The following is a 22,918-nucleotide window of genomic DNA, read 5'->3' as shown; positions in this document are numbered from 1 at the left end:
TTGGGTAGCGCAAGCTCACCCGAACGCGGGCGCGCGGCTGCCCTTCGGGGTGAGGTTGGAGCTCCCCTCTTTCGGGCAGCCTGTTCACGGGTTAGGACGGTGTACGGGAGTTTTCGCACCCGTCCAACCCGGAATCGGAGAGTTCCATGTCGTTCACCGCCGAAAACCTCGCCGAGGTCACGTTCGGTAACGCCCAGATCGGCCGCCGTGGTTACGCGAAGCACGAGGTCGACGCGTTCGTCCGGCGGATCGCCAAGACGCTCGCCGACGAGGACGACCTGACCGCCGCCGAAGTGCACCACGTGATGTTCGCGAAGCCGCTGATCGGCAAGCGCGGGTACGACGAGCGCGAAGTCGACGAATTCCTCGACGCGGTGGAGGACCAGCTCGCCACCCGCACCGGCCAGGCTCCCGACCTCCCAGGCGCCCGCAGTTCTTCGGAAGCCACCACCGAGCGAGCCGCCCCGCCGACGCTGCGCGCAGTCCGCGTCCAGCAACGCTGACCGCCGCCCGCGGGGGCAGGGTTCCGGCAAAGTCGTTGGGTAGATCCGGAGCTGGGTTCGGGCGGCCGATGGTGCAGCTGCCCCGGGCTTTCTCGGCCAACGAGTCAGGTTGGTGCCCCGCCACCCCGAAGCTGGGATTGTGACTACGGCCGGCCGTGTTCTGGCTTCGGATCGGGGTTGCGGGAGGTCTGGGTGGCAGCCTGCCGCTCACGCGGGGGTAGCGGGAGGTCTGGGCGGGGTGCAGGTCAGGGGCGTCAGGCGCCGCTCACGCCGGTCAGCCTGCCGCTCACGCCGGTGAACCAGCCACTCACGCCGGTGAGCCACCTGAAAGGCCCCCGACTTTGCCGGACCCCGCCCTCGGGGGCGCCCCCGTTTTCCACGCTACCGGAGACCACCGACAGTTCCGGGCCCTCCCGGGCGCCCCAATGCGGCCGCGTCCACATCGGGGCGCCCGGGTCAGGCGTCCGCGTTCTTCGAGATCTTGTCCGCGAACTGCTGAGCCGTCGCCGCGCGCTTGACCTTGCCCGACGGCGTCTTCGGGAGGCTGCCCGCCGGCAGCACCACCACCGCGTACGGCCGCATGTCGACCGCGTCGCGGACCCGGGCCGAGATCTGCTTCATCAGGCTCTTCTCGGCTTCGGCGTCACCCGCCAGCTTCGACTCGACGACCACCGCGAACCGCTCGCGGCGGCTGCCCGCGTCCAGCCGGACCGCCACCGCGTTGCCCGCGCGGACGCCCTCGACCGAGTTCGCGGCCCGCTCGATGTCCGTCGGGTACAGGTTGCGGCCGCCCATGATGATGACGTCCTTGCGGCGGCCGCAGATGACGATCTGGCCGTCGACCAGGTAGCCGAGGTCGCCGGTGTTGAGCCAGCCGTCGGCGTCCTGCGTCGCCAGCGGGCCGTCCATGGTCAGGTAGCCGGGCGTCACGGCCTCGCCGCGCAGCCGGATCTCGCCGACCTGACGGTCGGCCAGCGGCGAACCGGTGTCGTCGACGATCTCCGCCTCGAGCCCGTCGAGGGGACGGCCGAGCAGCGCGAACGACCGGACGCTGTCGGTGCCGCGCCGCGGGTCGCCTTCGGGCACCGGCACCGCGCGGTTGTCCGACTCCAGCGCGTCGGCCTCGACGACGTCGAGCGTGAGGCCGGTGAACAGCGGCGCGAACGACACGGCCAGCGTCGCTTCGGCCATGCCGTAGGCCGGGAAGACGCACTCGGCGGGCATCTTGAACCGGGCGCCGGCGTCCACGAAGGTCTGCACGGCGGTCTCGTCGATGGGCTCGGCACCGTTCAGCGCGATGCGCAGCTTCGAGAGGTCGAAGGCGTCATCCTCGTCGACGCGGGCCATCCGGCGCCCGACGATGGCGTACGCGAAGTTCGGCGCCGCCGTCGTGGTGCCGCCGTACTTGGTGATCAGCTCGGGCCAGATCAGCGGGCCCGAGAGGAACTCGACCGGCGTGATCTTGACCAGCTCGACGCCGAAGGTCATCGGCACGGTCAGGAAGCCGACCATCCCCATGTCGTGGAACGTCGGCAGCCAGGACACCATCACGTCGACGTCGAAGTCGAACTCCGCGCGGTCGACCATGGCCTTGACGTTCGAGTACAGGTTCCCGTAGGTGATCCGCACGGCCTTGGGGTCGGCGGTCGAGCCGCTGGTGAGCTGCAGGAGCGCGGTGTCGCCCTCGTCGGTGGGGACGACGTCGGCGAGCGGCTCGGCTTCGGCGAGCTCGGTGATGAGCTTGAACCCGATGCCCTTTTCGCGCAGCACGGGCGCGAGCTGGTCGAAGGGCTCGCCCAGCAGCACGAGATCGGAGCCGATCATTCCCAGCACCCGCACGGTGTCCTCGGCCCACTCGGCGAGATCGGTGCGCGGGGTCGGCTGGTGCAGCATGGTGACGCTGCCACCGGCCAGCCAGACGGCCTGCACGGTCGGCGCGATCAGCACCGGCGCGGCGGCCAGCACGGCCACGGCACCCCCGCGTTCGAACCCGCCGGCCACCAGCCCCCCGGCGATCCGCCGAGCCTCGGCGTGCACCTCGCCCCAGGTCCGCCGGACCGGCTCCTTCGGCTCCCCGGTGACCATGCCGCGCTGCTGCCCCCGCCTCGTCGCGGTGGCGACGAGCGTGTCCACGAACCTGCTCATGGCAGGAACATTACTGTCTCAGCGTCAACGTCCGCCGACCAAAGCGGAAACCGGGCCTCGAAGCCACCGGTCCACTTGGCGCTGCCCCGGCAGCCGGACCACGACGAGGCCAGGGTGACGGTTCGAGTCGCGGGTGATCGAGCCACACCAGCCAGCCGGGCCCGAGGTAGAAGGATTCGAGTGACACGTACGGCACGCCGCGGCGCTCGCACAGCGCCCCGGCGAGGGTCGACTTGCCCGATCCGCCGAGCCCGCCACCGCGATCCGCCGGAACTGCGGCCCGAGCGGATCGTCCGGCCCGATCACCCGCGTCATTCCAGCAGCTCGGAAGTCTCCAGCCAGCGGCCCTCGACGTCCTCGATCTCGCCCTGGACGCCCTTCAGCTCGGCGTTCAGCTCCATCAGCTTCGCCGGGTCCGTCGCGGCTTCGAGCAGGGACGCGTGGAGCTTCTCCTCTTTGGCGTGCAGCTGGTCGAGCTTGCGCTCCAGCCGGCCCAGTTCCTTCTGGGCCGCGCGCAGGTCCGCCGCCGACTTCTTCGCCTCGGTCTTGGCCGCCGTCGGAGCCGCGGCGGCCGCCGGTTCCTTGGCGAGGGCGCGGCGGTTCAGGTACTCCTCGATGCCGCCCGGGAGGTGGGTGATGCGGCCGTCGCCGAACAGCGCGACGATCGTGTCGCAGACGCGTTCCACCAGGTAGCGGTCGTGGGACACCACGACCATCGTGCCCGGCCAGCCGTCGAGGAGGTCCTCCAGCTGCTGCAGCGTGTCGATGTCCAGGTCGTTCGTCGGCTCGTCGAGGAGCAGCACGTTCGGCTCGGCCATCAGCAGCCGGCACAGCTGGAGCCGGCGCCGCTCGCCGCCGGAGAGGTCCGCGACCGGGGTCCACTGGCGGGCCGCCGGGAAGCCGAGCTTCTCGCCCAGCTGGGACGCCGTCATCTCCTGCTTGCCGAACACCACACGCCCGGCCACCTGCTCGATCGCCTGCAGCACCCGCAGGTCGCCGGGCAGGTCGTCGAGCTCCTGGCGCAGGTGCGCGAGCGCCACCGTCTTGCCCTCGATCCGGCGGCCGGTCGAGCCCTCGACGTCGCCCCCGAGCAGCTTCAACAGCGACGTCTTGCCCGAGCCGTTCACGCCGACCAGGCCGATCCGGTCGCCCGGCCCGATCCGCCAGGTGACGTGGTCGAGCAGCGTCCGCTCGCCGACCTGGTACGTCGTGTCTTCCAGCTCCAGCACGGTCTTCCCGAGCCGCCGCTTGGCGAACGCCTGCAGCTCGACGGAGTCCCGCGGCGGCGGGACATCGGCGATCAGCGCCTCGGCCGCCTCGACGCGGTAGCGCGGCTTCGACGAGCGCGCCTGCGGGCCGCGGCGCAGCCACGCCAGCTCCTTGCGGGCCAGGTTCTGCCGCTTCTCCTCGGCCGTCGCGGCCAGCCGCGCCCGCTCGGCGCGGGCGAAGATCCAGTCGGCGTAACCACCTTCGTACTGCTCGACGCGGCCGTTCGCGACCTCCCAGGTCAGGGTGGCGACGGTGTCGAGGAACCACCGGTCGTGCGTGACGACCACGACGGCGACCTTCCGGGCCAGCAGGTGGTCGGCGAGCCAGCGGACACCTTCGACGTCCAGGTGGTTGGTCGGCTCGTCGAGCACGATCAGGTCGAGCTCGCCGGTCAGCGCGGCGGCCAGGGAGACCCGGCGCCGCTCGCCACCGGACAGGTTCGCCGTCGGCGTGTCCAGGCCGATCGCCGTGATCCCCAGTCCGTCCACAATGGACCGGACGCGGGCATCGGCGGCCCATTCGTGCTCGGCGCCGTAGCGTTCGAGCACGACGTCGCCGACCGTGCTGCCGTCGGGGAGTTCGGTGCGCTGGGTGACCACGGCCATCCGCAGGTCGCGCACGTGGCTCACCCGCCCGGAGTCCGGTTCGGACAGTCCGGAAAGGACTTCCAGCAGGGTGGTCTTGCCGCCACCGTTGAGGCCGACGACGCCGATGCGCTGCCCGGCCGCGATGCCGAGGGAAACGCCGTCCAAGAGCGGGCGAACCCCGTAGGACTTGCTCACCGCCTCCAGGTTGACCAGGTTGGCCATCCGCTCAGCCGATCCTTTCCACAATAATGAACCGGGTCGCCACGACCAGGGTCGTGTCGGCCACGGTGAACTCCGGATCTTCCATGGCCGCGCGCATTTCCGCGCTCTGCCAGTAAGCCTCGTGGTCGGCGCGCCACTCGGCGACACTCGTGAAGCCTTCGCCCTCGTCGAGCGCGTGCTGGAGGTCCACTTCGGACAGCGGCAGGACGCGGGCCTCGGTGGTCTCGAGGACCGCGACCCCGTCGCCCGCCGAGTCGATCATCAGCTCGCGCTCGCCGACGACGGGCAGCTCTTCGCCGTACTTCTCGTATTCGGCGACCAGGCCGGTGGTCGAGGTCTTCTCCCCGCGCAGGATCGCCGCGACCAGCTTGTCGCGCAGCGGACCGGGGAACGCGAACTCGGCGTGCTTCATGCGTGCACCCGCGGCGGCGCCGGCCGGGGTGCGTCGTCGCCGCCGACCACCCGGGCGCCGGGGACCGGGCCGTGGGCCACCCGGACCGTCCGGCACACACCGGCGCCGGACAGCTCGGCCGCGACCTCCACCGCCGACTGCCCGTCTTCGCAGAGGAAGGCGCACGTAGGGCCCGAACCGGACACCGTGCCCGCGAGCGCGCCCGCGTTCACCCCGGCCCGGAGCGTGCGGCGCAGGTCGGGGCGCAGCGAGACGGCCGCCGCCTGGAGGTCGTTGCCCAGCAGCAGGGCCAGCTGGCGCGGGTCGCCGGAGGCCAGCGCCTCGACGACCGGCGTGTGCGAGCCGATCCGGGGCGGGTTGCCCGCCGCGCGCAGACGGTCCAGCTCGCCGAACACCTTCGGCGTCGACAGCCCTTCGGCGGCGAAGGCCAGCACCCAGTGGAACGTGTGCCGCGACAGCACCGGGACCAGCTGCTCGCCGCGGCCGGTGCCCAGCGCGGTGCCGCCGTAGAGCGCGAACGGGACGTCGCTGCCGAGACCGGCGGCGATCTCGGCCAGCTCGTCGCGGGTGACGTCGAGGTTCCACAGGCTCGCCAGCCCGACCAGCGTCGCCGCCGCGTCGGCGCTGCCGCCCGCCATGCCGCCGGCGACCGGGATGCCCTTGCGCAGCACCACCCGGACCTTCGGCTCACCGGTGCGCCCGACGTGCGCGGCCAGCGCTTCGACGGCCCGCCAGGCCAGGTTCTCCGGGCCGGTCGGGACCGAGCCCTCCCCTTCGCCGTAGACCTCGATGCCGGGCTCTTCGGTGACCGCGACGGTCACCTCGTCGGTCAGCGACAGCGCCTGGAACACGGTGACCAGCTCGTGGTAACCGTCTTCACGCAGGTCGTCGACCGAAAGGTGCAGGTTGACCTTGGCCGGGACCCGGACGGTGACTGGGGGCGGAACTACGGCGAGCACCCGACCAGCCTACGTGCCCGCGGAAACGCCCCGATGCGACCTGCGCATCGGGGCGTTCGGGACAGCGATCAGGCAGCCGCGACACCCTGCGGGCCACGCGCGGTGTGCGTGACGTGCCCACCACGCTCGGCGACCCAGGCCAGCGCCGCGTCGGCCCGCTCACCGCGGACACCCAGGCGGAACCGGCCGACCGGCGTGTCACCGATGCGGGTCAGGCCGCCGCCGATGGTGGCGAACTCGACGTCGAAGCGGCCCGCGGCCTCGGGCAGCAGCGCACCCACCGAGGCGAAGCCGATCAGCACGACGTCGGCCGAGCGGTCGTAGCGCGCCGCCTGCGAGCGGGTCGTCTCGATGGCCGGCAGCAGCGCCTGCGCCGTGCGGCTGGCCGGGTTCGAGATCAGGTCGAGCACCGAGCCGCGCTCGACGACGGTGCCGTCCTCCAGCACCGCGACGTCGTCGCAGACCCGGCGGACCACGCCGGCGTCCGGTGTGGTGACGACGACCGTGGTGCCGAGCTCGGAGCGGGCCCGGTCGAGGACGGCGAGCACCGCACCGGCCTCTTCCGGGTCGACACCGGCGGTCGGGTCGTCGGCGAGCAGCACGGCGGGGGCCGCCGCCAGCGCCTTCGCGACCGCGACGCGGCGGAGTTGACCGGCGGACAGCTCACCGGGCCGCTGCGCGGCGCGCGGGGTCAGGCCGACGAGGTCGAGCAGCGAGCCGACCCGGCTGCGGCGCTGCGGGCCGTCGACGCCGAGCTGCTCGAGCGGGGAGGCGATGTTGCCGGCGATGGTGCGCTCGGCGATCAGCTCCGGCTTCGTCGAGACGACGCCGAGCTGGCGGCGGATCTCGCGCAGGCGGCGGCCGTCGAGGGTGCCGGTGTTGAGGCCGTCGAGGCGGACGACACCGCGGTCGGGGCGCTCCTGCAGGGCGATGCACCGGGCGAGGACGGACTTGCCCGACCCGGCGGGACCGACCACGCCGAACAGCGAGCCGGCCTGGACGTCGACGCTCACGTCCCGCAGCGCGACGACGGAGTTTCCGTTGGTGGCAAAGGTTTTGGACAGGTTTTCGACGGTGATCACGAAGGCTCCAGAAAACGGGGCGCCGCCCCCATGGGCGCGCCCGGCCGCAAGCGAAGGTCCGTCCGTTGTGGACGGTGCATGAAGAAGAGGTGGACCGGCTCGGACTAGCTCAGTTGGAGCGTCGACATGCGGTCACGGAGCGGCGGCCTTCGTCGACTACGCGACGCCTGGTCAGGAGCAGGGGGCGAGCTACCCTCTTCATCGAAAACGGCCTCCATCGGTCCTGGCGGTAGCACCTGCCCTGCGGAGGGTGGTTGCTGCGACTTCGGCGAGCCAGGTCTCTCAGTCGCTCGGGATGGACGTACTGAGTAAAACCGATCCCGAGGAGCGAAAGCAAGCCCGTTGGCCCAGATCACACGACTGGCGGTGTCCGAATCGCGAGATCAGGAGCGACGGAGGCGTATCTTCACGGCTCCACTGTGGAGTGGGCGGCGGCCGCGATCCGGGCGAAGTCGTGCACGTCCAGCTGCTCGCCACGGGTCCTGGGATCGATCCCGGCGGCCCCGAGCAGCTCGCCCGCGCGCTCGGCGGAGCCCGCCCAGCCCGCGAGCGCGGCCCGCAGCGTCTTCCTGCGTTGTGAGAAAGCGGCGTCCACCAAGCCGAAGAGCAGCTCCCGGTCGTCGGACGCCGTCCGGGCGGCCCGTTCGAAGGCGACGAGCGCGGAGTCGACGTTCGGCACCGGCCAGAACACCGAGCGTGGCACGGCGGCGACCTTGCGTGCGGGGCCGTACCAGGCGAGCTTGACGCTCGGCACGCCGTAGATGCGGCTGCCGGGGCCGGCGGCCATCCGGTCGGCCACCTCGGTCTGCACCATGACGAGGCCCTTTTGCAGGGAGGGCACCTCGGCGAGCAGGTGCAGCACGACCGGTACGGCGACGTTGTAGGGCAGGTTGGCGACGAGGGCGGTCGGCTCGCCGAGGTCCGCGCGGGTGACGCGCAGGGCGTCGGCCCCGACGACGGTCAGCCGCTCCGCCGCTTCGGGGCCCCGCTCGGCGACGGTCCTGGGCAGCCGTTCGGCCAGTTTGGGGTCGATCTCGACGGCGACGACCCGCGCGCCGGTGGCGAGCAGCCCGAGGGTCAGCGACCCGAGCCCGGGCCCGACCTCGAGAACGACGTCGTCTTCGGCGACGTTCGCCAGCTCGACGATCCGCCGGACGGTGTTGGGATCGTGCACGAAGTTCTGCCCGAGCTTCTTGGTCGGCCGCACGTCGAGTTCGGCCGCCAGCCCGCGGATTTCGGCCGGTCCCAGCAGTTCAACCACCGCTGGAGCTTACCCAGGGGGTCGGTTCGCGTACCTGGACGGTCGGTTCGCGTACCTGGAGGGTCGGTTCGCGTACCTGGAGGGTCGGTTCTTGCACACGCGAAGCGGCCCCCGTCCGGGGTGGACGGGGGCCGGTTCGAAGTGGGACTCAGGCCTTCTTGCCGCAGACGGGCCAGGCGCTGTAGCTGCCGCCGCGGCCGGCCTTGACCTTCTCCGCGATCGCGATCTGCTGCTCGCGGGTGGCCTGGTTCGGCAGGGCGGCGTACTCGTCGCCGCCGTAGGCGTCCCACGTGCGCTTGTCGAACTGGAGGCCGCCGTAGTAGCCGTTGCCGGTGTTGATGGCCCAGTTGCCGCCCGACTCGCACTGGGCGATGCGGTCCCACGCGGAGCCGTCGCCGATGTCCGGGTTCGGGGCCTGCTTGGTGCCGACGTGGACGATCTTCGGCTTCGGCTGGGTGAGGACCTTCTCGGAGATGCTCTCCCGGCCGACCTCTTTGCCGTTCTTCTGCGTGACCTTGTAGGTCACTTCCTTCTCACCGGGCGTGCCCGGGTCCTCGACCTGCGTCTTGCCCTTGGCCAGGTCCGGGTCGTCGACGCGCTGCTCCGGCGGGTCGATGCTCTCCTTCTGGACGACCGTCGAGACGCCGGTGCGGCTGATGTGCACCTCGGCGCCGTCGGTCAGCTTGACGTCCAGGCCGCCCTCGGCCTGGTCCTCCGGGCCCAGGGTGAGCTTGTACTCGCCCAGGAACTCCTTCGTCGTGACCGCGGTCGTCTTGACCTGCTTCGGCGCGTTGCCGCCGTCGTACAGGGTGATGTTCTTCAGGGTCTTGATCTCGACGGTGGCGCCCTCCAGGGGCAGCTCGCCGCTCTTCGGCATCGACATCCACGTGCCGGGCTTGTCCAGCTCGGTCATGCCGAGCTGGCCCAGCGCGTCGCCGAGGTGGGTCGCGCGGACCCAGGAGGTGTGCTCCGCGCCGTCGACGATCATCTTCAGCTGGCGGCCGCGCTCGAGCTTGATGACGCCGCCGTCGCCGACCTCCGCCTGCGGGGACGGGGAGAGCGAGTCGTGCGCGCCGACGGACAGGCCCGCGTCCTCGAGCACCTCGCCGACGGTGTCGCCGAAGGAGTGCACGGTCTGCTGGTGGCCGTCGACGTCGACGGTGATGCTCTTGTTCATCGCCAGCGCGGCCGCGCCGCCGCCGGCGATGCTGATCATGACGCTGAGGACGGCGCCCTTGAGGAAGCGGCGCTTCCAGACCTTGGTGGTCTCGCGGAGACCCTCGTCCAGCGCGGCCTTGCGGGCCTGCGGGGACGCGGTGCGGTCGGACTCGAACTCGTCCGGGATGACGATCGGGGGCAGGTACGTCGTCTCGGCGTTGATGAGACGGATCAGTTCGTCGACGTCGACGTCGATCTCGGCCATCATCGCGTCGGCATCGGGGCCGAGCGCGGCGAGGATGTCCTGCTGCGTGATGTTCGGGTCGTCGGAGAAGTCGAGCTGGCCGTACGCAGTGTCCTCGAAGCCGAATTCGCGATCGAGGACGGCCGCGGAGCGCGCTCCAGCCTGTCTGCTACCTGTCACCGGGTCGTTCCCTTTCCCAAGACGCCGTTCGGGGCGGCATCTTTACGTCTGGGCCCGCAGCCGGCGCCATCGTCACGGTTCCAGGCCGTACCGCTCCCGGTTCCGCTTCCCCGACGTGCACTGACGTGACTGTGGGCGTAACAGCCGGCAACTGCTGAGTGCAGTACCGACCGGCACGATCACGGGACAGTAACGGGTCGCGGCGGGTTGCGCAAACACCCCCCGGAGTGTCGTGATCTGGGTCACTCCATCAGGTGGACGAACCGGGAACCCTGTTGTCGCAATGCGTTCAACCCGTTGTGACACTGGGGAGTCGGTACACCCGCTCGGCGGTGGTCCGGACCGCTTCGGCGACTTCGTGGACAGCTTCGCCCCTGAGCGCCGCGAGGTGACGGACGGTGTAGGCGGCGCCGAACGGCTCGTTCGGCCGTCCACGGAACGGGTGGGGGGTCAGAAACGGCGCGTCGGTCTCGACGAGGTACTGCCCCGCCGGGCAGAGCCGGGCCGCCTCGTGGAGCCCCTTCGCGTTCTTGAACGTCACCGTGCCCGCGAAGGAAAGGACAAAGCCCGCGTCGACGCACTTGCGGGCCATTTCCGCGTCCCCGGAAAAACAATGGAAAATTACGGCATTCGGCGCACCCTCTTCGGCCAAGATGCGCAGCACGTCGTCGTGGGCCTCGCGGTCGTGGATCATCAGCGGCTTGCCCAGCCGCTTGGCGAGGTCGATGTGCCAGCGGAACGCCTCCTGCTGGGCGTCGTGCGGCGAGTAGTCCCAGTAGTAGTCGAGGCCGGTCTCGCCGACGGCGACCACGCGGTCGTGGGCGGCCAGGCGCTCCACTTCGGACTTCTCGGCCTCGCCGAACGCCTTGGTCCGGGTCGGGTGGATCGCGACGGCGGCGAACACCCGGCGGTCCCAGGTGGCGGCCTCGGTGGCCCAGCGGGCCGAGGCGAGGTCGTCCGCGACCGTCACGACGCGGGCGACGCCGGCGCGCTCGGCGCGGTCGACCATGGCCGTGACATCGGCCGCGGTGACCGCGCCGCACGCGTCGAGATGGGTGTGCGCGTCCACCACCGACACCGGGAGCCGGTCCGGAACAGGCGGCAGCTCGCGCTTCTGATCACCCATGCGTACTTCTTACTCCTTGATGATCGGCGCCCACTCCGGGCCGGTCTCGCCGAGCGCCGGGTCGAGCTTCGTGAACAGCGGCGACGGCTTGGCCAGGGGCTTGCCGACCTCGATCGGCGTCGACTCCCACTTCGCCTGCTCGGCCGCGTAGTCGCCGGTCAGGATCGGGTTGACCCGGCCGTCGATGTCGAGGTCCTCGACCTCTTTCAGCTCCGGCTGGGCGGCCCAGACGCCGGTGCCGCCGAGCGCCTCGTGCACCTTCTGGGCCGAGTGCGGCAGGAACGGCGTCAGCAGCGTGTTGGCGTCCGAGACGACCTGCAGCGCGGTGTGCAGCACGGTGTCGCGCCGCGTGGGGTCGTCCTTGAGCTTCCACGGCTCCTGGTCGGAGATGTACTTGTTCGCCGCGGTGACGACCTTCATCGCCTCGCTCGCCGCCAGCTTGAACCGGGACCGGGCCAGGTGCGCGCCCGCGGTGTCGAACGCCTTGCGGGACAACGCCTTCAGCTCTTCGTCGGCCGCCGTCGGGGCTTCCGGGCGCGGGATGGCGCCGACGTTCTTGTGCGCCATCGAGATGGACCGGTTGACCAGGTTGCCCCACTCGTTGGCCAGCTCGAAGTTGGTCCGGCGGACGAACTCGTCCCAGGTGAAGTCGGTGTCCTGGGTCTCCGGGCCGGCGACCGAGATGAAGTACCGCAGCGTGTCCGGGCCGAAGTCGCGCAGGAAGTCCTCGACGTAGATCACGCGCCCGCGCGAGGTCGAGAACTTCGAGCCGCTCATGGTCAGGAACTCGCTGGAGACGATCTCGTCGGGCAGGTGCAGGCGGCCGTACTTGCCCGGCTCGCCACCCTTGTCACCCTCGCCGTTGTGGCCGAACAGCAGGGCGGGCCAGATCTGGGCGTGGAAGGTGATGTTGTCCTTGCCCATGAAGTAGTACGAGCGGGCGTCGGCGTTGTTCCACCACTCCTGCCACGCGTCCGGGTTGCCGGACCGGCGGGCCCACTCGACGCTGGCCGAGAAGTACCCGATCACCGCGTCGAACCAGACGTAGAACCGCTTCAGCGGCTGGTCGCGCCAGCCGTCGAGCGGGATCTTGACGCCCCAGTCGAGGTCGCGGGTGATCGGCCGCGGCCGCATGTCGTCGATCAGGTTCTTGGTGAAGTTGAGGACGTTCGGGCGCCAGTCGGTCTTGGTGCCCAGCCAGTCGCCGAGGGTCTTGGTGAACGCCGGCAGGTCGAGGAAGTAGTGCTCGGTCTCGACGAACTTCGGCGTCTCGCCGTTGATCCGCGACTTCGGGTTGATCAGCTCCGCGGCGTCGAGCTGGTTGCCGCAGTTGTCGCACTGGTCGCCGCGCGCGCCGTCGTACCCGCAGATCGGGCAGGTGCCCTCGACGTAGCGGTCGGGCAGCGTGCGGCCGGTGGACGGGCTGATCGCCCCGCGCGTGGTCTTCGGCACGACGTAGCCGTTGCGGTGCAGCGCGAGGAAGATCTGCTGCGTCACCTCGGCGTGGTTGCCGGTCGTGGTCCGGGTGAACAGGTCGTAGGACAGGCCGAGGCCCTGCAGGTCGGTGCCGATCTGGCGGGTGTACTTGTCCGCCGTTTCCTGCGGGGTCGAGTTCTCCTTGTCCGCCTGGACGGTGATCGGGGTGCCGTGTTCGTCGGTGCCGGACACCATGAGCACCCGGTTGCCGGCCATTCGCTGGTAGCGGGAGAAGACGTCGGACGGGACGCCGAATCCGGACACGTGGCCGATGTGGCGGGGGCCGTTGGCGTAGGGCCAGGCCACCGCGGTCAACACAGGGGTGCTCATACCTTATTAGCCTACGGAGGGCGTCACGCACGTTTTCGGGAGGGAGGCCCCGGTTGTCCGCGACACGGCTGCTCGTGCTCGGGGTGGTGCGGATGTTCGGCCGCGCGCACGGCTACCAGGTGCGCGCTGACGGCCGAGGGCGAGCAGGAGTACCAGGTGCTGCTCTCGAAGGCGCTGTCCGATCCGCAGCTCAACCACCCCGACCTGTCGGCCGCGATCTCGCTGATGACGACGCTGCTCCGGGCCCGGGTGATCAACCTGCTCCGGCACCGGCTGGTGCACCTGGAGGCCGAGCAGCAGCAGGCGAAGCTGATGCTCGAAGAGCTCAAGGTGAACATCGGCCTGGGGACCCCCGAGCACGTCGGCGAGCTGTACCGGCTGTGGGGCGGGATCACCGACGCGAGCTACGCCTGGCTGGAACGCCTGATCGCCCGGCTCGAGGCGGGCGACTACGTGATGGCGGGCGAGTCCGAAGCGGCCTTAGGCGAGCCACCCGCTCGGTAATCAAGTTTGACTAGCGCACGCTTGTCGGGCACAGTTGCGACTCAGCTAGTCAAGCTTGACTACTTTCGAGAGGGGATCTCATGATCACGGCACGCGGTCTCGAGCGGCGGTTCCGCCGCAAGGGCCGCACTGGGGGCGAAGTCCACGCGGTGAAGGGCGTCGACCTCGACGTCGAAGCGGGCGAGCTGGTCGGCTTCCTCGGGCCCAACGGCGCCGGGAAGACGACCACCCTGCGCATGCTGACCACGCTGCTCGAGCCGACCGCGGGCACCGCGACCGTCGGCGGCTGCGACCTGCTGTCCGACCCCCTGGGCGTGCGCAAGCGCATCGGCTACGTGGCCCAGGGCGGCGGCAGCGCGCCCGAAAGCAAGGTCGCCGACGAGCTGGAGCTGCAGGGCCGGCTCTACCGGATGAGCAGGGCCGACGCGATCGCGCGGGGCGCCGAGCTCGCCGAGCAGCTCGACCTGACCGGGCTGGACCAGCGGCTCACCAAGACGCTGTCGGGCGGACAGCGGCGGCGGCTCGACATCGCGCTCGGGCTGATCCACTCACCCGGCCTGGTGTTCCTCGACGAGCCGTCGACCGGCCTCGACCCGCAGAGCCGCGCCAACCTGTGGGAGCACATCCGCCGGCTGCGGGCCGAGCAGGGCGTGACCGTCTTCCTCACCACCCACTACCTCGACGAGGCCGACGCGCTGTCCGACCGGCTGATCGTCATCGACGACGGCCGGATCGTCGCCGAAGGGACCCCGGACGCGCTCAAGGCGCGGGTGAACGGCGACCGCGTCGAGGTCGGCGTCGACCCCGGGCAGGCCACCGACGCCGCGGAGATCGCGGGCCGGCTGGCCGGCGCGCAGGAGCTGTCCACCGACGGCGGGGAGGTCCGGTTCCGGGTGCCGCGCGGCGACGTCGCACTGCCGGAACTGCTGCGCGCGCTGGACGCCAAGAACATCCCGATGCTGTCGGTCCAGGTCCACCGGCCGACGCTGGACGACGTTTTCCTGACGCTCACCGGGCGTTCGCTGCGGGAAGCGGAGGAGGCCGGCCGTGCTGCGTGACACCTGGCTGATCTTCCGCCGCGACATGCTGGCGGCACTGCGGAACCCGACGTGGGTGCTGATCGGGATCATGCAGCCGCTGCTGTACCTGTTCCTGTTCGGACCGCTGATGGTCAAGGCCATGCAGGGCCAAGGGCTGTCCGAAGTGGACGGCTGGATGCTGCTGACCCCGGCGCTGATCGCCCAGCTGGCGCTGTTCGGCAGCTCGTTCGTCGGCTTCGGGCTGCTGGCCGAATACCGCTCCGGCGTCGTCGAGCGGTTCCGGGTGACGCCGGTCAGCCGGGTCGCGCTGCTGCTGGGCAAGGTGCTGGCCAACGCGCTGCAGGCCGTCGTCCAGGCGCTGCTGATCATCGCGCTGGCGTACCTGGCGTTCGACCTGGACGCCCCGGTCGGCGGCGTGCTGCTGAGCCTGCTGATCGTGTTCCTGCTCGCGGTGTCGCTGGCGTCGTGCTCCTACGCGCTCGCGCTGACACTCAAGAGCGAGGAGACGTTCCCGGCCCTGCTCAACGCGGTGCTCATCCCCCTGCTGCTGCTTTCGGGGATCCTGCTGCCGATCACGGCCGGCGTCGCACCGGACTGGCTGTACACCGTTTCGCAGATCAACCCGTTCCGGCACGTCGTCGACGTCGAGCGGAACACCTTCCGCGGCGACTTCACGATGGACGCCCTGTTCACGGGCAGTGTCGTGGTGCTGGTGATGGCCGTGTTGTCCGTGTGGTGGGGAACACGCACCTTCCAACGCGAAAACGCCTGATCAACACGTGTCTGTCACTGCGGGTCCGTCTCCGGCGACGTATGGTGTGCTCTCCACCGACGTGCCGGGGGCGGACCGTGACAGAGCCGGAGAGTGAACTCGGCATTTCGCTGTCGCACCGCGAGCAGGTGGCCGACTGGCAGGCCGTGCGCGGCGCGCAGACCCGGTTCGTGTCGGTGACGATCAGCGAGAACGTCAACTGGAGCAACCCGGCCGCGGAGCGCAACCTGGCCGGCGCGCAGGAGGCCGGGCTGCACGCCGGCGGACGGCACTACGCGCGGCCCGGCGCGGTCCACGACCAGGCGGACTTCTTCGTGCGGACGGCCAGCAGGCTCGGCGCGTTCGCCCCCGGCTCGCTCGCCCCGGCGCTGGAGGTGGCGGCGCCGAGCGTCGACGACCGGTTCGTCAAGGCGTGGATCAAGCACGTCCGGCACGCGGCGCGGATCGAGCGGGTGCTGGTCTACGCCGACTACGACTGCTGGCAGCACCGCCTGCACCCGGACCGCTGGGCCGACAGCGAGGTGGTGCTGTGGCTGGTCCGGCACAACGGCATCCCGGGGCGGGCTGGCTGGTTCCACTCGCGGCTCGGGGTGCACCAGCACGCGTACGCACCCGACGTCCCCGGCATCGCCGCGCCGGTGGAGCAGAACGCCGTCGTGTACCCGTTCACATTGGGCGACCTGCTGCTCTGACCTGTGGTGGTATGTCGCCATGCGCGTGACGAGCACCCCGATCCGGACGAATGTCACGCCCGCGCGCGCTTTTTCGGTACTCGCCCACCACGCTGCTTCGCGCGGGTTGCCGCCGCCCGCGATGCTGTCCGGTGAGTGGTTTTCTTCCCGGGCCGTGATCGCGCCGTCGCTGCACGTGGCGCCGGGTGCCCTCCCGGATCTCCCCGCGCAGGCCGACGCCGGGCCGGGCGTGATCGGGGGTGGCTGGTTCGGGTACCTGGGCTACGACTCGGCCGACCCGTCGGGCCGGTCCGGCGCGCTGCCCGCGTCCGCCTGGGGCTGGGCGGACCACGTGCTGCGGTGGTCCACGTCGGGAACGTGCTACCTGGAGTCCTTGGACGGCGGCGGTCCCTCGGTGTCCACAATGGAATCACTGCTGGCGGCTCCCGCGCCGCCGGCGTCGTGGACGGCCGGGCCGCTGCGGCGCCCGCTGCCGTCGGAGCACCGGGACGCGGTGAAGGCGTGCGTGCACGCGATCGAGGCCGGTGAGCTGTTCCAGGCCAACATCTGCGCGCGGTTCACGGGTTCGTTCTCCGGCTCCCCGGCCGCGCTGTTCTCGGCCGGGGTGTCCGCACTGGCCCCCCGCCGCGCGGCCTTCCTGTCGGGGGCGTGGGGATCGGTCGTGTCGTTCTCGCCGGAGCTGTTCCTCGCGCGGCACGGGCGTTCGGTGCGCTCGACGCCGATCAAGGGAACGCTCCCCCGCCGCGGACCCGGCGACGACGGGAACGCCGCGCTGCTGCGCCGGTCCACGAAGGACGTCGCGGAGAACGTGATGATCACCGACCTGGTGCGCAACGACCTCGGCCGGGTGTGCGAGGTCGGCTCGGTGACGGTGCCGTCGCTGCTGCAGGTGCGCCCGGCGCCCGGGGTGTGGCACCTGGACTCGACGGTGACCGGGGTGCTGCGGGCCGCCGTCTCGGACGCGGACCTGCTCGCCGCGACGTTCCCGCCGGGGTCGGTGACCGGCGCGCCGAAGATCCGCGCCCTGGACCTGATCGCCTCGCTGGAGCCCACCGCGCGCGGGGTGTACACGGGCGCGATCGGGCTGGTGTCGCCGGCGGCGGGGCTGGAGCTGAACGTCGCGATCCGGACGTTCGAGCTCTCCGGCGGCTCGATCGCGCTCGGCGTCGGCGGCGGGATCACGGCGGATTCGGACCCGGAGGCGGAGTGGCAGGAGTGCCTCCACAAGGCGGCACCCCTGGAACACCTCCTGGCGAACCCGTTACTTGCCGGGGTCGAGCAGTAGCTTGCCGACGGTCTTGCGGGAGCGCAGGGCCTCGTGCGCGCCGCGGGCGTCCGACAGCGCGTACTCGCCGCCCGGGATCGCCTTGAGCTTCCCGGCCAGTACCAGGTCGAACAGGTCGGTGAGGGCGGTCCCGAAGACGTTGCCCGGCAGCCGGAAGACGTGCGGCAGCCACATGCCGCTGATCGTGGTGCTGTGACCGAGGACGTTGCGCAGCTCGACGGGCTTCGGGCTCTCGCGGCCCGCCATGCCGTAGAAGGCCAGCCGGCCGAACGGGGCGAGCGCGGCGATGCTCTGGTCGGTGGTCGTCCCGCCGACCATGTCGAGCACGACGTCGACCCGGCGGCCGTCGTTGGCCTCGAGCAGCGCGGCGGTCATGTCCTCGGCGCGCGAGTCGATCGCGATGTCGGCGCCGAGTTCGAGGGCCAGCGCGCGCTTCTCCTCGCTGCTGGCGGTGGCGATGACGCGGCCGGCGCCCCAGGCCTTGGCCAGCTGGACGGCGATGGTGCCCACCCCACCGGCCGCGGCGTGCACGACGACCGATTCGCCCGGCTCGAGGTGGGCGTTCCGGCGCAGCAGCACCCAGGCCGTCGTGCCCTGGACCAGCATGGACAGCGCCGTGAGGTCGTCGATGCCGTCGGGAAGGGGGAAGGTGGTCGCCGCCGGCGCGACGGCCTTCTCGGCGTACCCGCCACCACCGTTGAGCAGGGCGACGACGCGCTTGCCGTCCTGGGTTCCGACCACCTCGCCACCCGGGACGAGCGGCAGCTGGGACGGCGCGAGGTAGGAGTTTTCCGCCTGGTGGGTGTCGGCGTAGTTCACGCCGATGCGCTCGACGTCGATCAGCACCTCGCCAGGCCCGGGGACCGGCTCGGGCAGCTCGACGGGGGTGAGCACCTCGGGTCCGCCGAACTCGGTCACCTGCACTGCGCGCATGTCGCGTTCCCTCTCCGTCAGCAGCCCCAGTGGTTGTGAGACATTCTGACATATGTCTCACTCGGACGCGTTCACCCTCGCCCGCGACTGGTTCCTGGCCGGCCGCCGGGTCGACATGGGGGAACTGGCCCAGGCGCTGTCGATCAGCCGGGCGACGCTGCACCGGCGGGTGGGGTCCCGCGACCTGCTGCTGGGCGAGATCCTGTGGTCGCTTTCGGAGGTGACGATCGCGCGGCTGTGGCCTTCGTGCGTGGGGCGCGGAGCCGCGGGGGTGGCGGACTTCGTCAGCGGGTATGTCCGGTTCGCGAACGACTCACCGCCGTTCCGCGACTTCTTGCGGCGAGAGCCGGAGCGCGCGTTGCGGCTGCTGACGACCCGCGCAAGCGTTTGCCAACGACGGACGACGGAGAAGGTCTCGGAACTGCTGGAAACGGAGGTGGCGGCCGGACGGCTGGAGCCACCGCTGCCGGTGCCGGACCTGGCCTATCTGCTGGTCCGGATCGGCGAGTCGTTCGTGTACACGGACGTGATCACCGGAGACGCGCCTGATGCGGCGAAGGCGCACGCCGCGGTGACCGCGCTGCTCACTTGACCCGGGCCGCCAGCACGGCGTCGTAGAGCTCCTTTTTGGACACCCCGGCCGCCTCGGCGACCTCCGCCGCCGCCGACTTCAGGCGCTCGCCCGCGGCCACCCGCTCCGCGACCTCGCCCACCAGGTCCGCCACCGACACCGACCGCGGCTCAGCACCCGAGAGCACCACCGTGATCTCGCCACGCACCCCGTCCGCGGCCCACGAAGCCAGCTCCGCGAGCGTCCCCCGCTTCACCTCTTCGTACGTCTTCGTCAGCTCCCGGCACACCGCCGCCCGCCGCGATCCGCCCAGCGTCGACACCGCGTCTTCCAGCAGCGATCCCAGGCGGTGCGGGGACTCGAAGAACACCGCCGTCCGGGGCTCGTCGCGCAGTGCCGTCAGCCACCGCGTGCGCTCGCCCGGCTTGCGGGGCGCGAACCCCTCGAAGCAGAACCGGTCACACGGCAAACCGGACAACGCGAGCGCCGTCGTCACCGCGGACGGGCCCGGCAGGCAGGTGACCGGAACCGACTCGGCCACGCAGGCCGCCACCAGGCGGAAACCCGGGTCGGACACGCTCGGCATCCCGGCGTCGGTCACCAGGACCACCGTCTCGCCCGCGTGCAACGCTTCGAGCAGCTTCGGCAGGCGTGCCGACTCGACGTCTTCGTAGAAGCTCACCACCCGGCCGCGCGGGGTCACGCCCAGCGCCGTCGCCAGCGAGCGGAACCGGCGGGTGTCCTCGGCCGCGACGACGTCGGCGTCCGCGAGGGCCGAGGCCAGGCGCTGGGAAGCGTCGCGGACGTCGCCGAGCGGGGTGGCGGCGAGGATCAGGCGGCCGGAAGTCACCCGGCCAGCCTAGGCTGATCAGCGGATCCGGACGACGCACGCCCTGCCTCGCCCGTAGGATCGCCCCCGTGACCGCCGTGCTGACCCGTCCCGACGACGAAAGCGTCCGGCCGGACCCGGTCGAGGCGCTCCGGCCGCCCACCGACCGCGAGCTGACCCTGCTCGGCCGTGGCCTGCCGACCGATCGCCTGCGCGGCTGGGTCGTCACCCTGGTGCTGACGCTGATCGGCGGCATCGTCCGCCTGCAGAACCTCGGCGAGCCGACGGACAAGGGCAGCCCCGTCTTCGACGAGAAGCACTACGTGCCGCAGGCGTGGCAGGTGCTGCGCAACGGCGGTTACGAGGACAACTACGGCTACGAACTGGTCGTCCACCCGCCGCTGGCGAAGCAGCTGATCGCGATCGGCGAATGGCTGTTCGGCTACAACGGCTGGGGCTGGCGCATCATGCCCGCGCTCGCCGGCACGCTGATGGTGCTGCTGACCATCCGCATCGCCCGCCGCCTGACCCGCTCGACGCTGCTCGGCGGCATCGCCGGCATCCTGGTGATCAGCGACGGCGTGCTGCACCTCCAGTCGCGCATGGGCATGCTCGACATCTTCATCGCGCTGTTCGTGCTCGCCGCGTTCGCCTGCGTGCTCGCCGACCGCGACCAGGTGCGCGAACGGCTCGCGACGGCGGTCCGCGAAGGCTGGGTGAACGAGTCCGTCTGGGGTCCCAAGCTCGGCTTCCGCTGGTGGCGGTTCGGAACCGGGCTGATGATCGGGCTCACCTTCGGCGTCAAGTGGTCGGCGTTGTACTACATCGTCGCGTTCGGGCTGCTCACCGTCTTCTTCGACGTCGCGGCCCGGCGCGCGGCCGGCGTCGAACGGCCCTGGCTGGGCACCATCCGCCGGGACGTGCTGCCCGCGCTGTGGGCGATCCTGCTCGTCCCGTTCCTGATGTACTTCGCCGCGTACTGGGCCTGGTTCGCCAGCGAAACCGCCACCGACCGGCACTACACCGAGATCAAGGACATCGCGCCCGGCTTCTGGTCGTGGGTGCCGCCGGCGCTGCGCTCGCTGGGCGACTACACCGCGAACGTCCTGCACTTCCACGAAACCCTGGTCACGCCCAAGGACAACCCGCACCCGTGGGAGTCGAAGCCGTGGACGTGGCCGATGGGCCTGCGCCCGATGCTGTACAGCTACAACGGCGAAGTCACCGGCTGCGGCGAGGCCCGCTGCATCAGCGCGACGATGCTGATCGGCACCCCGGCGATGTGGTGGCTGGCGATCCCGATGCTCGGCTGGGCGGCCTGGCGCTCGATCTTCCGCGCGGACTGGCGCTTCGCGGCCGTGCTGGCCGGCTACCTGGGCGGGTACGTCTTCTGGTTCACCAACATCGACCGCCAGATGTACTTCTTCTACGCGACGCCGCTGGCGGCGTTCCTGGCGCTGGGGTTGACGTTGTGCCTGGGCCAGATCCTCGGCAGCGCCCGGCGGGGCTTCGAGAGACGCGGGACCGGGTTGCTCGTGGTGTCGTTGTACGTCGGGCTGGTGGTGGCGAACTTCGCCTGGCTGTGGCCGATCCTGAACGGCATCGCGATCACGAACGGCCAGTGGGAAGCCGAACGCTGGCTGCCCTCCTGGCGGTAGCTCAGCCCGCGAAGTAGGCCCCCGGCGTGACCCCGACGGCCCGCCGGAAGGCCGCGACGAACGCGCTCGCCGAGCTGTACCCGACGCGGTGGGCCACCGTCTCCAGCGGCGTGCCCTGGGCCAGCAGCGGGAGCGCCGCCCGCAGCCGCGCCTGCGTGCGCCAGGTCCCGAACGGCATCCGGCACTCGCGGACGAAGATCCGCGCCAGCGTCCGCTCCGCCGCTCCCACGTCCCGGCCGAACTCGGCCAGCGTGCGCGGGTCCGCCGGGTTCGCCAGCACCGCGCGCTCGACGTCGCGCGCCCGCGGGTCGGACGGCGACGGCACCGCGATCGGCACGACGTCCAGGGGCTCGAGCAGGTCGAAGGCCACGGCTTCGGCGCGCAGCCGGGCCGCGGGCGCCACGCCGTCGCCGGTCAGGTACTCCAGCAGCTCGCGCAGCAGCGGCCGGACGGCGACCATCCGCGGCCGGAGCCACGACACCGGCGACAACGACGGATCGGCGTAGATGCCGCGCAGCGCCGCCCGGCCGAGTGCGCCCGTGCGGTGGCGGATGCCGGCCGGCATCCACAACGCCCGCGTCGGCGGCAGCACCCAGCCCGCGTCGCCCGCCTTGACCGCGACGACCCCGCTGGCCGACCAGACCAGCTGGTGGATCGGGTGCTCGTGCCACGGGAACCAGGTGCCGGCGGGCAGGTCGAACTCGCCGATCAGCATGGCTTGGCCGGTTCGCGACATCACGTGACAGGCTATCGGCTACCGGCCAGTCCGGCACCGAAATAGCGTCGGACGCATGCCGATGAACCTGATCCACCGCAAGATCTGCAGCTCGGAGAAATGGGCGAACACCGTCGAAGAACGCCTGACGCCGTGGCTGGCCCAGCGCGACCTCGGTGACGACGTCCTCGAGATCGGCCCCGGCTTCGGGGCCACCACGAAGGTGCTGCTCGGCCTGGTGCCGAAGCTGACGGTGCTGGAGATCGACCCGGCGTCGAGCGAACTGCTGCGCGTGAAGTACGGCGGCCGCGCCGAGGTCGTCGAGGGCAGCGGCGCGGAGATGCCGTTCGAAGACGGCCGGTTCTCGGCCGTCACCTGCTTCACGATGTTGCACCACGTGCCGACGGCGGAACTGCAGGACGCGATCTTCGCCGAGGCGGCGCGGGTGCTGCGGCCGGGCGGCACGTACTGCGGCTTCGACGGCCAGCTCAACCTCCGGTTCCGGCTGCTGCACATCGGCGACACGATGAACGTCGTCGACGCGGGCACGCTGCCGGGCCGCCTGGAGAAGGCCGGCTTCGAGCAGGTCGATGTCGAGCTGCGGCCGAAGGAGCTGGTGACCTTCTCGGCCGTGAAGCCCTAGACGAGTGATACGTAACTCGGTCGGCGAACAACACGCGAACCGGCGGCCGGGAGCGCAAGGCGACCAACGACGTCACCAGACCCGCTCTGCCGCGGGTTCACCCTGCCGCGGCAGAGCAGAGGACACTTCTGCCGCGGCTTAGAAGAAAAAGCATGTCCTCGCCGGACAGGCAGACTCCGGGATGGCCACAACTACCGCTGCCACCTCACCTTCTGGAGGTGGGCCGCGGGGTGGTCATCCCGTCGCCTGATTGAGGCCTATCACTTTGAGCCGGGCCCGCAAGCCTGCGTCGTCTGGTCACGTCAGTCTGTTGGTTGCGGGC

Annotated in this window: 21 protein-coding genes and 1 riboswitch; of the genes, 9 read left to right on the top strand and 12 right to left on the bottom strand. The window is 71.1% G+C overall.

The features are described 5' to 3' along the window. The first annotated feature begins 146 nt into the window (after positions 1 to 146). A complete protein-coding gene (locus tag ACWED2_RS05185) occupies positions 147 to 503 on the top strand; it encodes a DivIVA domain-containing protein (protein WP_449689165.1) in 357 nt (118 codons plus the stop codon). Positions 504 to 959: 456 nt separating this feature from the next. Here ACWED2_RS05185 and ACWED2_RS05180 read toward each other — a convergent pair whose 3' ends face one another. The 9 genes from ACWED2_RS05180 to metG form a co-directional block, all read right to left on the bottom strand. Beyond that, positions 960 to 2,648, bottom strand: a complete 1,689-nt coding sequence (locus tag ACWED2_RS05180; RefSeq protein WP_449689164.1) for a fatty acyl-AMP ligase — start codon at positions 2,646 to 2,648, stop codon at positions 960 to 962. Positions 2,649 to 2,959: 311 nt separating this feature from the next. After that, entirely contained in the window at positions 2,960 to 4,726 is a 1,767-nt protein-coding gene (locus ACWED2_RS05175; protein WP_449689163.1) for an ABC-F family ATP-binding cassette domain-containing protein, read from the bottom strand. A 4-nt stretch (positions 4,727 to 4,730) separates the two neighbouring features. Further along, entirely contained in the window at positions 4,731 to 5,138 is a 408-nt protein-coding gene (locus ACWED2_RS05170; RefSeq protein WP_449689162.1) for an ASCH domain-containing protein, read from the bottom strand. Then, on the bottom strand, positions 5,135 to 6,097 hold the full coding sequence (locus ACWED2_RS05165; RefSeq protein ID WP_176174797.1) for a 4-(cytidine 5'-diphospho)-2-C-methyl-D-erythritol kinase: 963 nt from the start codon (positions 6,095 to 6,097) through the stop codon (positions 5,135 to 5,137). Before ACWED2_RS05165 ends, ACWED2_RS05170 begins: the two co-directional genes overlap by 4 nt. A gap of 68 nt (positions 6,098 to 6,165) precedes the next feature. Next, complete coding sequence (locus ACWED2_RS05160) at positions 6,166 to 7,179, bottom strand: methionine ABC transporter ATP-binding protein (protein ID WP_449689161.1); 1,014 nt, start codon at positions 7,177 to 7,179, stop codon at positions 6,166 to 6,168. 211 nt (positions 7,180 to 7,390) lie between these two features. After that, a riboswitch (SAM riboswitch) is annotated at positions 7,391 to 7,481 on the bottom strand. Between the two features lie 104 nt (positions 7,482 to 7,585). Further along, a complete protein-coding gene (gene rsmA, locus ACWED2_RS05155) occupies positions 7,586 to 8,440 on the bottom strand; it encodes a 16S rRNA (adenine(1518)-N(6)/adenine(1519)-N(6))-dimethyltransferase RsmA (RefSeq protein ID WP_449689160.1) in 855 nt (284 codons plus the stop codon). 148 nt (positions 8,441 to 8,588) lie between these two features. Next, a complete protein-coding gene (locus ACWED2_RS05150) occupies positions 8,589 to 10,022 on the bottom strand; it encodes a transglycosylase family protein (RefSeq protein WP_449689159.1) in 1,434 nt (477 codons plus the stop codon). A gap of 289 nt (positions 10,023 to 10,311) precedes the next feature. Further along, positions 10,312 to 11,148, bottom strand: a complete 837-nt coding sequence (locus ACWED2_RS05145) for a TatD family hydrolase (RefSeq protein ID WP_449689158.1) — start codon at positions 11,146 to 11,148, stop codon at positions 10,312 to 10,314. A 9-nt stretch (positions 11,149 to 11,157) separates the two neighbouring features. Continuing rightward, complete coding sequence (metG, locus tag ACWED2_RS05140) at positions 11,158 to 12,954, bottom strand: methionine--tRNA ligase (RefSeq protein WP_449689157.1); 1,797 nt, start codon at positions 12,952 to 12,954, stop codon at positions 11,158 to 11,160. A 156-nt stretch (positions 12,955 to 13,110) separates the two neighbouring features. On the opposite strand from metG, the gene ACWED2_RS05135 reads away from it, so the two are divergent. From ACWED2_RS05135 to ACWED2_RS05115, 5 genes are all read left to right on the top strand, one after another. After that, positions 13,111 to 13,458 (top strand): hypothetical protein, encoded by a 348-nt coding sequence (locus ACWED2_RS05135; RefSeq protein ID WP_449689156.1) that lies wholly within the window; start codon positions 13,111 to 13,113, stop codon positions 13,456 to 13,458. Positions 13,459 to 13,538: 80 nt separating this feature from the next. Further along, entirely contained in the window at positions 13,539 to 14,516 is a 978-nt protein-coding gene (locus ACWED2_RS05130; protein ID WP_449689155.1) for an ATP-binding cassette domain-containing protein, read from the top strand. Further along, positions 14,506 to 15,270, top strand: a complete 765-nt coding sequence (locus tag ACWED2_RS05125; protein WP_449689154.1) for an ABC transporter permease — start codon at positions 14,506 to 14,508, stop codon at positions 15,268 to 15,270. Before ACWED2_RS05130 ends, ACWED2_RS05125 begins: the two co-directional genes overlap by 11 nt. A gap of 77 nt (positions 15,271 to 15,347) precedes the next feature. Further along, on the top strand, positions 15,348 to 15,962 hold the full coding sequence (locus ACWED2_RS05120) for a glycoside hydrolase family 25 protein (RefSeq protein ID WP_013229984.1): 615 nt from the start codon (positions 15,348 to 15,350) through the stop codon (positions 15,960 to 15,962). A 19-nt stretch (positions 15,963 to 15,981) separates the two neighbouring features. Further along, complete coding sequence (locus ACWED2_RS05115) at positions 15,982 to 17,247, top strand: aminodeoxychorismate synthase component I (protein ID WP_449689153.1); 1,266 nt, start codon at positions 15,982 to 15,984, stop codon at positions 17,245 to 17,247. Here the strand turns inward: ACWED2_RS05115 and ACWED2_RS05110 are convergent. Continuing rightward, positions 17,224 to 18,180 (bottom strand): quinone oxidoreductase family protein, encoded by a 957-nt coding sequence (locus ACWED2_RS05110; RefSeq protein ID WP_449689152.1) that lies wholly within the window; start codon positions 18,178 to 18,180, stop codon positions 17,224 to 17,226. The genes ACWED2_RS05115 and ACWED2_RS05110 overlap by 24 nt on opposite strands. Before the next feature lie 52 nt (positions 18,181 to 18,232). On the opposite strand from ACWED2_RS05110, the gene ACWED2_RS05105 reads away from it, so the two are divergent. Further along, the gene (locus ACWED2_RS05105; RefSeq protein ID WP_449689151.1) at positions 18,233 to 18,772 is read left to right on the top strand and encodes a QsdR family transcriptional regulator; all 540 of its coding nucleotides are present in this window, start codon (positions 18,233 to 18,235) and stop codon (positions 18,770 to 18,772) included. Here the strand turns inward: ACWED2_RS05105 and rsmI are convergent. After that, positions 18,765 to 19,601 (bottom strand): 16S rRNA (cytidine(1402)-2'-O)-methyltransferase, encoded by an 837-nt coding sequence (rsmI, locus tag ACWED2_RS05100; protein ID WP_449689150.1) that lies wholly within the window; start codon positions 19,599 to 19,601, stop codon positions 18,765 to 18,767. The genes ACWED2_RS05105 and rsmI overlap by 8 nt on opposite strands. A 68-nt stretch (positions 19,602 to 19,669) precedes the next feature. Between rsmI and ACWED2_RS05095 the strand changes: the two genes are divergently transcribed. Next, positions 19,670 to 21,238 (top strand): dolichyl-phosphate-mannose--protein mannosyltransferase, encoded by a 1,569-nt coding sequence (locus ACWED2_RS05095; RefSeq protein ID WP_449689149.1) that lies wholly within the window; start codon positions 19,670 to 19,672, stop codon positions 21,236 to 21,238. A 1-nt stretch (position 21,239) separates the two neighbouring features. Here the strand turns inward: ACWED2_RS05095 and ACWED2_RS05090 are convergent, their stop codons facing one another. Beyond that, a complete protein-coding gene (locus ACWED2_RS05090; RefSeq protein ID WP_449689293.1) occupies positions 21,240 to 21,953 on the bottom strand; it encodes an AraC family transcriptional regulator in 714 nt (237 codons plus the stop codon). A 76-nt stretch (positions 21,954 to 22,029) separates the two neighbouring features. Between ACWED2_RS05090 and ACWED2_RS05085 the strand changes: the two genes are divergently transcribed. Continuing rightward, on the top strand, positions 22,030 to 22,596 hold the full coding sequence (locus tag ACWED2_RS05085; RefSeq protein ID WP_449689148.1) for a class I SAM-dependent methyltransferase: 567 nt from the start codon (positions 22,030 to 22,032) through the stop codon (positions 22,594 to 22,596). Positions 22,597 to 22,918 lie beyond the last annotated feature (322 nt).

The sequence above is a fragment of the Amycolatopsis sp. NPDC005003 genome (genome assembly GCF_053600695.1).
Note: the sequence above shows the minus strand (reverse complement) of the source record. Positions and strands in the feature narration are given on the sequence as shown.